Source organism: Vibrio sp. 2CM40D (genome assembly GCF_023161825.1).
GTDB lineage: Bacteria > Pseudomonadota > Gammaproteobacteria > Enterobacterales > Vibrionaceae > Vibrio > Vibrio alginolyticus.
The window spans coordinates 252,688-265,527 of record NZ_JALNTL010000003.1 but is presented as its reverse complement, the minus strand read 5'-3'; the positions used below and the strand labels follow the sequence as shown (position 1 = coordinate 265,527).

The window sequence follows — 12,840 nt, the reverse complement described above, 5'->3', positions numbered from 1 at the left end:
TCGTTTTTATTCGGACCTTAAAAACAATGTATTCGATAAGTGAAACTTGTTATCACTTTTCCGCAAACTCCCAATAAGGTGGCGTGCCATAGTATTCAGCAAAGTAATCAATAAAGGCACGCACCTTAGGCGCAATTAAACGAGAGCTTGGGTACACAGCCCAAATCCCAGCATCCATCGCTAAAGGGTGATCTTCGAGTACTTCCACTAGCTGACCACTTTGTAATTCTTGATAAACACTCCAAACCGAGTTGATAGAAATACCTAACCCGTTTACCGTCGCGTCTCTCATCGCATCACCATTATCAGTTTTAAAACGACCAGAAGTTCTTACATTGACCATTCCATCTTTTGTATTGAATGACCAATTATTCATTCCAACTAAGTTAATACATTGATGATTCGTCAAGTCTTGGGGCTTGTTAGGTCTCCCAAATTGTTCAATATAATCTGGTGATGCAACGATAATACGACGATCTGGCGCAAGCTTTCTTGCGACCAATGAAGAATCTTTCAACTCAGCGACACGAATGGCGACATCGAAACCTCCCTCAACCAGATCAATAATGGAATCAGAAAATCGGCAGTCCACGGTTAACCCTGGGTAACGCGCCATAAAACCTTTTAATGCGGGCACAATATGCAAGCGACCAAAAGTTGCAGAGGCGGTTATACGTAATACTCCCGTTGGCGCACTCTGCCCTGAGCCAACAGCTCCCCTTGCTGCCTCCACTGTTGCAAGGACCTCCTCCGCGTGAGGTAAAAAAGCCTGCCCTTCTTCAGTTAAGGAAACTTTGCGTGTGGTGCGATGAACTAAACGAACTCCTAAGCTGTCCTCAAGTTTGTTGATGTGCGCACTAGCGACAGCAGGAGAAAGTCCAAGCTCCTGACCAGCCATGCTGATGTTGTGTGTCGAAGCCAAACGGACAAATAGCTTTACATGATCGATGTTCATTTAATTTTCAATTATTTGTAAAAAATCACCATATAGAGCTTAGCATTTTCTTCCTTACGGATAGTAAATAAATACTCCAGTTAGAAAAAACTGATGGGCAGATAGAAGTCCAGCTCAAACGCCTCATCATGGCTAAGGAAATGGTTTTTATGATAGTGAACATAAGCGGGAGTAGAACGCTGCTTAAAGCCTGAATTCGGCAACCACTTTTCTAACACCATACTCAATTGAGGAAGAAGCTCTCCATATACCCCTGTTAAGCGAAAAACAGCATGCAAACCACCCGGAATCGTCATTTGATTCACGACACCGCGTACTTTAAGCGGCTTATCAATCGCCATACAAGCCACATAGCGACACTTATCGAGCTCAACCCAAGCGGGGTTGGAGTGATGCAAACCGTATTGAACCGAAAAGTCCCGATTCTCAGAGCTTGCCCACGCCTTCAAAATCAGCCACGCATTACGAATGGAACGGCTATAACCCTCATGCCGCACATAAGCCGCAAAGCGTTGTGGAACCTCCATAATTTTAGGTTCTGGCAACTCGCGTTTAGCAACCCGATGATAACCCGCAGCCACTTCTGGATCTTTTAGATACGGCTTTTCTGCGACTTGTAAATCATGCTTTCGCCACGCGCCAGGAGACATAGCGAACGTTGCTTTAAACGCTCGGCTAAAAGAAGATACCGAGCTAAAGCCGCACTTGTTAGCAATGTCTAACACCGATGAGCTGGTATCAAACATCAGTTGATTGGCGGCGTATTCCATTCTTGTTCGACGGATATATTGATGGACAGACTCCCCTACCACATCTTTAAAAATACGATGGAAGTGCTGTTCAGAATAGGCTGCTACATCTGCTAGCTCTTTAGCCGATAAATCTCTGCTAATGTCCTGGTGAATGTAAAACAGCACGTCATTGATTCTGGAAACTTGTTGATGGCTCACGGAGTAAACTTTCGCTTAAATAGCATAAATGGACATGTTTAACAGCATAAATGGACACACCAAGCTTGGCAATTTACCTATACTATTTCTGACATAAAAAAGACAATTACGAGAAGCACAGCACATGGAAATCGCACAGTCATTACAACAAACTAAGTCATCCTACATCCGAGAGATCCTCGCAGCAGCGAGCGATAAGAACGTCATTTCTCTTGCAGGTGGCTTGCCGGACGAAAAAACCTTCCCGATCGACTTAATGAAACCGACGCTCGAAAACCTCGCGAATATGCCAGAGGTGTTTCAATATGGCGCAACAGCAGGCTACGCCCCGCTACTTAACTTTTTGACCGATTATTACCAGCTGCCGGAATCTCATTTGGCTATGATCACAACGGGCTCTCAGCAAGGGCTAGATTTGATTGCGCGTGCGTACGTAAATCCGGGCGATAAAGTGGTGATGGAAGCACCGAGCTACCTTGGTGCTATGCAAGTATTCGGTCTAGTGCAAGCCAACATCGTGACCGTTTCACAAACCGAGTGTGGCCCAAACCTAGAAGAACTCGAACAATGCTTTGCCACGCAGCAACCAAAAATGTTCTACGCCGTACCCGATTTTCACAACCCAACGGGCGTATGCTGGGCGCTAGAGACTCGCCAAAAAGTTGCCGAGCTTTGTATACAATACGACGTGGCATTCATCGAAGACGCGCCATACCGCGAGCTGCGTTTTTCTGGTGAAGCGCTTCCACTGGTTTCGGACTTCTGCCCACAGCACTCCATCGTATTGCGCTCTTTCTCCAAAATAGCTTCACCAGGCTTGCGTATTGGTGTAGTTACGGGCAAAAGCAGCTACCTTGAGCCACTCATCAAAATTAAACAAGGTGCCGATCTGCACTCTAGTATTCCTATGCAAGCTTTGCTGCATGGTCTGCTGCAACATGACAACTTCGAAACGCACATTTCAACCATCTGTGCGCTTTACAAATCACGTTACGATGTCATGTTTGCTGAGCTGCAAAAACAGCTGCCAGAAAGTTGCGTACTCAAACCCGTCGATGGTGGGATGTTCGTTTGGGTCGAGATTCCAGAATGCGACACCTTCGAACTGGCGAAAAACCTTCTCGCAAACTGGGTTGCCGTAGTGCCGAGCCCGGTCTTTTATCCAGAAGGTTCAAAGGTAAAAGCCGCTCTGCGTCTTAACTTTACCAATGCTACACCAGAAGAACTGACGACAGCTGTCTCTCGACTCGCGGATGTCCTCAACACGTTGTAATTGAACGCGAGTGTAAGAACCTGCCTTTGAGATTCAAAAAAAGTCTCAAAGGCAGCATCAAAAAAGTTCCCCAAAAAAATTTATATTTTTCCTTCAAATCAACTCTCTACAGTAAGTGCCTGTTTTCTCTTGAACCTCTCACTCATATAAAAATGAGAACTCAATCACGTATTTGATGGTTAGAAAAGTTACGTCTATCTTTCAGTCAAAGACATCAACTTCGCAGCGTTAATGCTCTCAATTTCAGACACTTTATCAATCGTGGCTTAGCGGTTGATAAACGACTAAAAAAGCATCTGTGGGCATACCCACTACGAAGGGTTGACCAGAACCATTCTGAATGTCGCGAGCCAATCTTTTGATTGGCAATTACGTCAGTGAATCGCACCAAATGACAGAGGGGTTATCAGGATGAATACTCGAACCACGACAGGACTCGTCACCATCGGCTGGTCCGTTACACTTTCACTTTTTACCGCATTCGCCGTGTATGCCAATACGTCGCCAAACTGTAGTGACGTATTAGCGGGCAACACAACCGCCGCATCGCAAAAAATGATGGTTTTATTGGGCGAAGACATCACCAAATCCAACCGTATAACTACGGTGATTCCAGCCGAAAACAATCCATTTGTGACCGAAGAACTGGTTTCGGTTTCTAACGACGTATCGCCAAACGGTCGTCTTTCACAAAAGAGTTTGGAAGAGATTCGGAAAGTCCGCTCAAATCTAGAGAAAGCAGCACAGGAAGTAAGCCGATTACAAGGCACTTTTGAAGTGGCTTTCATCAGTTTGATTGATGGTTACTGCCAATTTTCTAATCATAAACGTACTCAACATGCCAAAATCGACTTTGACCATTTGGAAGGCCTCACTTTGTATTCAATCCCCGCTTTAATAGCAATGGTCGATCAGTCGTACTACATGGCAAAGAATCGAATCGCTAATGAGCAGAAACAGTTAAGCGACATTGAAAAAGAGAAACAGAGGCAGAAACAGCAAGCAACTGCGGCAGCAGCCGCTCGTTACCAAGACAGTAACGTACTTGTAAGAGTCGAGAACTTTGATGGCGCTAATGTGACATTTTCCGTTACTAACATTGGTTCACAAGGATCATTGCAACCAAATTTCAACTCGTTTAATGCATATCGTACAGAAAGTGGAGAATTAATCTACAAGTCAGAATCTTTATTACACCTGGCGGATACTGCAGGTAACACACTTGAAACAATGGGTATCGCTGAGCTCTCATCACAAGGTGGAAGTGACATATCGATCTCTCCTGGAGAAACCCGAAAATTCGTTACTAGCATTGCTTCAGAAGTCGCGCCACATACGCAGTTGAGCTTAGAGTTTCCAGCCAAAGTGCTTAATACTGAGCGAGACTTTACATTGTCGTTTTCTGATACATCAGCGGTGGCGACAGCAAACGTTAATTAACGCAAAGTAGCCAGTATTTGTAGAACGCATCAAAGACAGGCGAGCAGCGCCTGTCTTTCAATTATGATCAAGCCAATAGCTACTGTTTGCACTTGTAAGCATTTGCAAACATCGTCACTGACGTAGAAAAGCTCAACGGTTGATACAAGTACAAGGTATCTGCGCCTAAATCCGCCGCCTTGATGCGCATTTGGTTTAGCGTCCCCCAAACCATGTCTTTATCTGCATGAAGCCAGTAGTCGTAAAAGTGTCCTTCTGAGCCGATCACGGTACCCATTAGTTCACAGTTTTCAATCGCATTCACATTGCCCCAAAGCACCTGTACTTGCTCAGATTCTTGAGTTGGGAACGTCACTCATCCCGTTAATGATGCCGCTAACGCGAGAGTCATCACTCGCTTTTTCATACTTATATCGCCAAAATTTTTCATAGATGGCAGATTTTATGAATGGCTGATGTGATGACTAGCAAAAACTTTTTATCGCGTGTTCAAGTAGAATTAATGGACAACGGAAAAGATCCAAAAGGTGATCATGCAGCTAGCGAGCAAAAGCCTAATCACTCAGACCTAGCAATAAAGCTGTATCTGAGATACAACAGTAACGATTAAATAGCCGCGAGGGATAGAGTTTGGTTGCTAAAAATAAGCTAATTCGCTACACAGCTACGGAAGTCGCTGATGCATTTGACAAAGAAGATGAGCTCATTAAACAAGTTCAGTCCAACCAACTCTCGCAAGTGCTATTGCTTTGGCAAGTAAAAAGTCCAACGCTCGTGCTTCCCGCGGGTAAGAAATGGCCAGTGTCTAATGAGTTAGAACATGCGTTAAATACGTCTGGCTGGAAGCTCTTTTCTCGTAAAACCGGTGGTGCCCCAGTCCCTCAGGTGCCAGGTATTATCAATCTATCCCACATTTACCACTGGCCAGAAGGCGAGCCTTACAACATCAAAAAAGCGTATCTCGATTTATGTGCAATATTAACGGTTTTCTTTAAACAGCTCGGCGTGAAAGTGGATGTTCATGCTACGCCTTATTCCTACTGCGATGGCGAGTACAACCTCAACATTGGCGGGCAAAAAGTCGTGGGAACCGCGCAGCGTGTTTTACTTAAAAAAGGCGGCGGACAAGTGGTATTGTCACAAGCATGCATTCTGATTGATGCCGACGTCGAGAAGATTGTCGAACCAGTACGAATGTGTAATCAGCTTTGCGGTCACAGCGATGATATTCGTGGTGATGTCCACACACCGCTCTTCCATCATGTATCCGACCGCCCATCGGTAGATTCGCTCTTTCAGCAATTGACGAGTGCGTTTTTAACGCATGCAAAAGCGGAGTAATGAAAGGAGCAAGCCTCCCCCACACTCCGAACAGCATTTGATAAACTAAAACTGCATACCGTGATAGCGATGTAAGAATGGGCATCGCCAACGTAAAACCATTCAATCGATCGACCAAACCAGTTATCAGTTTTGCCTGCCAAAAAGAAATGAGATCCAGTTCAAATATTTATCCATGACGGAATTAGTTGAAGCCTGCGCGTAAAAGCCTCAGAATGTCGCACTTTTCGCACCGATTTGTTTTCGGCGCGTTGTTATCTAACTCTACAATTGAGAATCATACATATGGGTTTTACCTCGTTAGGTCTATCTGCTCCAATCCTTAAAGCTATTCAAGAGAAAGGCTACGACACCCCTTCGCCAATTCAGGCAAAAGCAATTCCTGCTATTTTGGAAGGGAAAGACGTAATGGCAGCAGCGCAGACTGGTACAGGTAAAACTGCAGGCTTTACGCTACCGATTCTTGAGCGTTTATCGAACGGCCCTCGCGTTCGTGCTAACCAAGTTCGAGCACTGATCCTAACGCCAACACGTGAGCTTGCAGCTCAGGTGCAAGAAAACGTGTTTATGTACGGCCGTCATCTTCCACTAAGCAGTGCGGTTGTTTTTGGTGGTGTGAAGATCAACCCGCAAATGCAGCGTCTTCGCAAAGGTGCGGATGTGTTAGTCGCGACACCAGGCCGCCTGATGGATTTGTACAACCAAAATGCAGTGAAGTTCGACCAACTGGAAGTACTAGTACTGGACGAAGCAGACCGCATGCTAGATATGGGCTTTATCCGTGACATTCGTAAGATCCTAGCTCTGCTACCAAAACAGCGTCAGAACCTACTTTTCTCTGCAACTTTCTCGGATGAAATCCGCGACCTTGCGAAAGGCTTGGTGAACAACCCGGTTGAGATTTCCGTTAACCCGGCAAACTCGACGGCGAGAACGGTTGAGCAAAGCATCTACCCAGCAGACGTGAAGAAGAAAGCACCGATGTTGGTTAAATTGATCAAAGACGGCGATTGGAAGCAAGTGCTGGTGTTTACGAAAACGAAACACGGCGCAAACCGTCTGGCGAAGTTCCTGATCGAACAAAATCTACCGGCTGCTGCCATCCACGGCAACAAGAGCCAAGGCGCGCGTACCAAAGCACTGGCGGATTTTAAATCGGGTGAAATTCGTGTGTTGGTCGCGACGGACATTGCTGCGCGCGGTATCGATATTCCGCAATTACCGCAAGTGGTGAACTTTGAGCTACCGAAAGTGGCAGAAGACTACGTTCACCGTATTGGTCGTACTGGCCGCGCGGGCGAAGTAGGTAAAGCGATTTCACTGGTGTGTGCGCTAGAAGCATCTGAGTTGTTTGCGATTGAACGTTTGATTCAAGAAGTACTACCACGTAAAGAGTTGGAAGGTTTTGCGCCAACCAATGTGGTGCCAGAATCTAAACTGGATACGCGCCCAATCAAACCGAAAAAACCTAAGAAGCCGAAAAAACCAAAAGCGCCAAATGCTGCAAGTGAAAATGCCCCAGCAGCCGAAAAGAAAGCAGGCAATGGTGCAAACAAACCTAAACGTCGCTTCAACGGTGGTAGCAACGGCAACAAAAACAGCACCAACCAAGGCGGTGCAGGCAAGCCTAAAGGCAACCGTGAAGGCCAAAGTCGTGCAAACAGTAAACCAGATGACCGCAAACCTAACGGCAACAAGCCAAATGGTAATAAACCGAATGGAAATAAACCAAACGGTAATAAGAGTGGCAACGCTGGTAAACCGTCTGGTAACCGCAAGCCAAACAATGCTAAGCCTGCAGGAAACAAACCGTCAGGTCAGCGCCGTAAGCCTCGTCCGCAAGCTGCAAACTAACCTGTAAACGGCCCCCGATAGCAAATACAACAAAGCCGCTGATAATCTCAGCGGCTTTGTCTTTCTTAGAACACAGTTTTCTAGAACACTGCTTTGTTAAAACAGCCTACATTAAAGGTGTGATTCGAATATCTGCGATTTGCGCTTCGTTCTTTTCACCCTCAATACCACCTGCGTAGATGTAGGTTTCATTCGATTTGAGGTAACTCATATTGAAGTGGTCCTTCAGCGCGACCTGATAGGTTTTTCCCTGCTCCAACGTCACCTCAATTGGCGTTGAGTAACGCATACCTTGGTTTTCACCAATATGGCCCATCTGCAAGTAACCTTGACCAACCACTTTACCTGCATCATCCAATACCTCTAACAATTTCACGGTGTTCGTGATGCCAGTATTAAGTTGCCCTAGGTTATTGTTGTACCAAGCATCGAACTGGTAAGTGCCCGTTACAGGGGCTGTAAACGACTCTGCACCTTTTACGATGCCACTGTCTTTACTCACCGTAACCACTGAGACATTGTCTTTGAGTGGCTGATATTCGCCATCAAGTTTGATGCGGATCTCTTCACCGACACAAACAGGTTGGCTTGGGTTAGAACGGAAGCCTTTATCGTTAATGCTTTCAGCCAAATAACAAGCAAAACCTGTTGGCGTATCGGAATAAGATTGAGCAATCACGTTCTTTTGAATCAGCTCGCCATTGCGATACAAGTTCACGTTGTACTTACTCGTCACGTCAATCGAAACCGAATTATCAACGCTTTTTACCACCAATGTTGGCTCTTGCGGAGAATAAACGCGACTATCTTCACTTGCGTACGGTTTCACACCAGAAACTAAAGTAATGCTGCTATCTACATTCACAAGCGCGCCCAATGTCACGTGGAAATGCCCCTCATCGTCCATCGTGACATTTTCAACTGGGTAGTAACCTGTGTCATCTTTGCTTACTTCAGGCAAGTCAATCGTTACCGAGTAGTTCTTTCCTTTGAAGGCAAAGTTTTCCAACGTGATTTGTTCAGACTGAGCCAACAAGTTATTGCGCACCCAACTTGTGATAAACGGCTTCACTTCCAACTTGCCCGTTTCGGTATGGATGCCGAATAGGGTCTCTACCACCATGTTCAAGTAGCCACCCACAGACCAAAGCTGACGCTGAGAGTTAATAACTGGGCCATCCATGCTTGGATCTTCACCATGATCACTATGGATGATGAATGACTTACCAGAAAGCCACTCTAAGTTTTCCATGTTGGATAAATTAGTTGCCGTACCACGAACCAACGATTGAATGGCATTGTTCGCTGCTGCCACATTTTGTGTTTGATGCGCGGCGCGCAAGCTGTACGCGGTAACAAATGGCCAAATTGCGCGATTATGGTACACAGGCACGTCCGGTTGTTGAGGGAAGTAAACCGGCACGCCAAACTCACTGTGTGGGTAATTGGCCATGATTTGTTTCGCCTGCGCATCACTTGCCACGCCACTGATGATTGCCAACGCTTCGCCCAACATATCGTATTTGTCGACCGCAATGTCTTTGCCATTGTCAAACAAATAGCTTACGTACATACCGCGTTCGGCATTCCAAAACTGATCGTTGATAGCGGTTTTTAACTGCTCAGCCCACTCGGTGTATTTGACCGCGTTGGTTGAGTCGTACTTCTCTGCCAACTTAGCCGCGAGCTGAATCGCGCGGTAGTGAACCACGTTTGTCGATAACGCTTTGCTGCTACCAATCGCATTGACATCGTTTGGCGTCCACGTTGAGTAAGTTTGCTCACGCCAATCGAGGAATGATTGCTCACCAGTGTATAAACCGGATTTCGCATCAAAAGCCGCCAGGCGATCGGCTTCAAGTGTATTACTGATCGCTTTATATGCGCGCTCTGCAAACTGGTTGTACTCTTCCCCATCCAATGCCGAAAGTAAGCGTTCTGCACCAAGCGCCCAAGTCGTACGGTCGGTACTGATTGGCCAACTGCCGCCCGTGCCCGTGTCTTGCACAATCTGCTCGCCATCGTATTGCTGATCGGTCGTGTCGCGGAAAGCAGACAATTTGAAATTCAAACCATTTTGCACGCGAGTTGGATTCATCAATGCAAGCGAAAGGTCTGCTGCGTACGCCAAATCACGCGTCCATACGTAATGCCACTTCGCGCCCGTCTCAAAAACTTCCGCTTTGATTGGGTTGTTGTAGTTGTAATTGCCGTCTTTGATTTCAGAAACGGCAAGCTGGTCTAGCTCTTTCATCGTCAATGCAAACAACGCGTCAAACGCGACATCACCCGACACCACTCGCGGCCCTGTTTGCTCATTAATCACTAAGCCTTGGTCGAGCGCATCACGCAATTCTGTCGTCGTTGAAATACCAAATTCACGCAGCTCCGCTTTAGGATCTTTCACCGAGAAAATCACGGTATCACTCGAGTCATCGTAATTGGCGAACAGTTTCACTTCTTTGCTCTGATGCCCTTCATGCACCATTGCAGGGTCGAGAATCGCATCAGAGTAGTATTTTTCCGCTTCTTCTTGTGTTGCTTTCGTCACAGTCATTGACGCGCGACTTTCATCGGCAAAGCTCACAGAAAACTTGTAATACCCTTTGTCTTCAAACGTGATCTCAGAGTTGCAATCATCGTTCATACACGCTTCATTCGTGTCTGGTTTTGGCAGGTACTCCTGAGCTTTATCGAACGCCGCGGGCTCCTCAAAGTAGGTGTATTGGATCTGCCAACCCGGATCAGCAATCTTGAACTGATTACTACCTCGAGCGACGCGCAGTACGGTTTCGTACTCGTTATTACCCAAATAGTTTAGCTTGGCATGCTCTGCCGTGCCCCAATCCCCATTTAAACCACGTAAATATAAGTCGGCTGAAATAATTGGTTTGTCGACCGGCACTGGCGCATCAGAAGAATCTGACCCACATCCAGCAAGACCAATACAAGACGCGACAGCAAGCGCAATAAAACTCGGTTTCATGTTCATCCCTTAGATTGTTGTTTTGGCGACAGTCTAAAGAACACCTTTTTGAGGGGAAAATAGGAAGTCAGGAGCGAGCTATAGATAACATCTATACGTCAAACCCCAACAGTGATGTAGATCTATGAAATGCGCATAATTTCAATCAAATGAGATTACAGATTTGTGATTTATAAATGAAATTGTGCAAAATACCCCTCGTTCTTAGAGGGGAAAGAAAATGGACAAATCTCTGCAGCAATTTTTACTGGTTGCACGCTGCCAAAGCATCAGCGCTGCGGCAAGAATGGCAGGGTTAAGCCAGCCAACGGTAACAAGCAATTTAAAGAAGCTGGAAGAGAATCTCGGCGTGACGCTGTTTGAACGTCATCCTAATGGCATGGTGTTGACCGAATACGGACGCATCCTCTATCGCCATAGCAACGCGATGCAGCATGAATACAACCAAATGATGCAAAGCATTGATGAACGGAAACAGTACCAAGTCGGAAAAATTAAAATGGGCACTGGCGATGCGTGGTGGCCGCTGTTCGTCAAACAAGCACTCAATCAACATCTGACCAAGCAGCCATCGGCATCTACGCACGTCGAATTTGGCAACCACTTAGGCTTGATGGATTCATTAATCAACGAACAGATTGAATTCTTCATCGGCCACGAGATTGTCGGCTTGTCGTCTAAATGTGATGTTACGTTTATTCCGCTATTTCAAACGGTTGATGCCTATTTTGTTTCCCCAAACCACCCACTTCTAGGGAAAACCGTCACCGAAGATATGCTGCACGAATACCCAGCTCTTTCGGTCACTTATGATGCTAAGAAATTCGCTCACGTCATCGATAACCCAATCCCGAAGCAAAATGAACGCGAAAGGCAGCAACTGGATGACAGACCGACTTACGAAGTGGATTCTCTGCTCGCCAGTATTGATGTACTGAAAGAAAGCGTCGCGGTGATGTCTTATACCGGGCACCTCAAACCGTATTTGGAATCCTTTGGCTTACGATGCTTAACCATGGAAAACGAACCAAACCCTGGCACCGTCGGGATTTATCGCCACCGCCGAGAAACCTCTGAATCGCATCTAGATCTGATTGCTGGCATCACTCAGCGCGCTAAATTGCTCAACTAGAAAGTCCAAAAACAGGCGAACTCTTTTCGGTTGATATTGGCGGCTTTGATAAATGACATGTAGATCCGCTTCAGCGCCTTGCGAAAAGGCGCTGAAGTTTTTCATATACCCATCCAAAACCGTTACTAAACGTTGTTTTTTGAGGTCTTGCTGAATATCTAAAATCGATTTCAACGCAATCCCCGCACCGTCCAACGCCCATTGTCGAATCACTTCACCATCATCAGAAAATCGCTTTGGCGTGACCGTGATCGATTGGTGAGACTCTTCATCTTTAAAGTGCCACGTTTTTAATTCTTCATTGCTGCGCACCATGGCTAAGCAGCGATGGTCCGCGAGATCTTGTGGACAGTTTGGGACACCTTGCTTCGACAAATAGTCAGGTGATGCGCACAGCACGCGTTGACTCGACGCCAGCCTGCGCGAAATGAGATTGCTGTCCGCTAACTCGCCATAACGAATCACCAAATCGAGCCCCGATTCAGCCAAGTTCGATAAATTGTCATTAAGATAAAGATAAGGCGTCACATCCGGATATTGCTCAGAAAAAGCCGACACCATCGGCGAAATAATTTGTTTGCCAATATCTCGTGGAGCTGAAATTTTCAACGTTCCGCGCACTTGCGAAATACCCGTTTGCAGCAAGTTTTCCGTCTCTTTCACGCTATCAATGATGTTAAGACAAGCTTGATGGTACATTGCCCCTGCGTCCGTGAGTGATACGTGGCGTGTGCTTCGGTTGAGCAGCTTTACGCCATAGCGTTCTTCTATCGCTTGCAGCCTTGCCGTTACCGTCGCCGGAGACAAACCTAACTCCCTTCCCGCCGCCGCCAGACCTTGATGTTTAACGATGCTGACAAACAACGTCATATCCGAAAACTTATCCATCTTCGTGCTCTTATTATTTGG

At 46.2% G+C, this 12,840-nt stretch carries 10 protein-coding genes; 5 read left to right on the top strand and 5 right to left on the bottom strand.

What is annotated here, in order from left to right; genetic code table 11:
- Positions 1-52: 52 nt before the first annotated feature.
- On the bottom strand, positions 53-955 hold the full coding sequence (locus MTF70_RS07810) for a LysR family transcriptional regulator (RefSeq protein WP_017633593.1): 903 nt from the start codon (positions 953-955) through the stop codon (positions 53-55).
- Between the two features lie 80 nt (positions 956-1,035).
- Positions 1,036-1,905, bottom strand: coding sequence for a helix-turn-helix domain-containing protein (locus tag MTF70_RS07805; protein ID WP_005387011.1), 870 nt, complete (start codon positions 1,903-1,905; stop codon positions 1,036-1,038).
- Between the two features lie 124 nt (positions 1,906-2,029).
- Here MTF70_RS07805 and MTF70_RS07800 point away from each other — a divergent pair, with 124 nt between their 5' ends.
- Positions 2,030-3,178 carry a PLP-dependent aminotransferase family protein gene (locus MTF70_RS07800; RefSeq protein WP_017819834.1) on the top strand — a complete coding sequence of 383 codons (1,149 nt, stop codon included), beginning with the start codon at positions 2,030-2,032 and terminating at the stop codon, positions 3,176-3,178.
- A gap of 411 nt (positions 3,179-3,589) precedes the next feature.
- Positions 3,590-4,618: a hypothetical protein gene (locus tag MTF70_RS07795; RefSeq protein WP_054574562.1), complete on the top strand. Its 1,029-nt coding sequence runs from the start codon at positions 3,590-3,592 to the stop codon at positions 4,616-4,618.
- 79 nt (positions 4,619-4,697) lie between these two features.
- Here the strand turns inward: MTF70_RS07795 and MTF70_RS07790 are convergent, their stop codons facing one another.
- Positions 4,698-4,973 carry a DUF4156 domain-containing protein gene (locus tag MTF70_RS07790; protein WP_238970527.1) on the bottom strand — a complete coding sequence of 92 codons (276 nt, stop codon included), beginning with the start codon at positions 4,971-4,973 and terminating at the stop codon, positions 4,698-4,700.
- A 275-nt stretch (positions 4,974-5,248) separates the two neighbouring features.
- On the opposite strand from MTF70_RS07790, the gene MTF70_RS07785 reads away from it, so the two are divergent.
- Entirely contained in the window at positions 5,249-5,959 is a 711-nt protein-coding gene (locus MTF70_RS07785) for a lipoate--protein ligase A (protein ID WP_005373753.1), read from the top strand.
- Between the two features lie 285 nt (positions 5,960-6,244).
- Positions 6,245-7,813: a DEAD/DEAH box helicase gene (locus tag MTF70_RS07780; protein ID WP_065275163.1), complete on the top strand. Its 1,569-nt coding sequence runs from the start codon at positions 6,245-6,247 to the stop codon at positions 7,811-7,813.
- 106 nt (positions 7,814-7,919) lie between these two features.
- On the opposite strand, the gene MTF70_RS07775 is transcribed toward MTF70_RS07780, so the two are convergent.
- On the bottom strand, positions 7,920-10,799 hold the full coding sequence (locus tag MTF70_RS07775; RefSeq protein WP_205461092.1) for an amylo-alpha-1,6-glucosidase: 2,880 nt from the start codon (positions 10,797-10,799) through the stop codon (positions 7,920-7,922).
- Positions 10,800-11,019: 220 nt separating this feature from the next.
- On the opposite strand from MTF70_RS07775, the gene MTF70_RS07770 reads away from it, so the two are divergent.
- Positions 11,020-11,931: a LysR family transcriptional regulator gene (locus MTF70_RS07770; RefSeq protein ID WP_158173387.1), complete on the top strand. Its 912-nt coding sequence runs from the start codon at positions 11,020-11,022 to the stop codon at positions 11,929-11,931.
- On the opposite strand, the gene MTF70_RS07765 is transcribed toward MTF70_RS07770, so the two are convergent.
- Entirely contained in the window at positions 11,884-12,819 is a 936-nt protein-coding gene (locus MTF70_RS07765) for a LysR family transcriptional regulator (protein ID WP_053304585.1), read from the bottom strand. The genes MTF70_RS07770 and MTF70_RS07765 overlap by 48 nt on opposite strands.
- Positions 12,820-12,840: the final 21 nt, after the last annotated feature.

What these genes read in the sequence shown, in the direction of transcription:
- MTF70_RS07810 (WP_017633593.1), bottom strand. Translation starts at nt 955, where the DNA reads ATGAACATCGATCATGTAAAGCTATTTGTCCGTTTGGCTTCGACACAC.
- MTF70_RS07800 (WP_017819834.1), top strand. Translation starts at nt 2,030, where the DNA reads ATGGAAATCGCACAGTCATTACAACAAACTAAGTCATCCTACATCCGA.
- MTF70_RS07795 (WP_054574562.1), top strand. Translation starts at nt 3,590, where the DNA reads ATGAATACTCGAACCACGACAGGACTCGTCACCATCGGCTGGTCCGTT.
- MTF70_RS07780 (WP_065275163.1), top strand. Translation starts at nt 6,245, where the DNA reads ATGGGTTTTACCTCGTTAGGTCTATCTGCTCCAATCCTTAAAGCTATT.
- MTF70_RS07775 (WP_205461092.1), bottom strand. Translation starts at nt 10,799, where the DNA reads ATGAAACCGAGTTTTATTGCGCTTGCTGTCGCGTCTTGTATTGGTCTT.
- MTF70_RS07770 (WP_158173387.1), top strand. Translation starts at nt 11,020, where the DNA reads ATGGACAAATCTCTGCAGCAATTTTTACTGGTTGCACGCTGCCAAAGC.
- MTF70_RS07765 (WP_053304585.1), bottom strand. Translation starts at nt 12,819, where the DNA reads ATGGATAAGTTTTCGGATATGACGTTGTTTGTCAGCATCGTTAAACAT.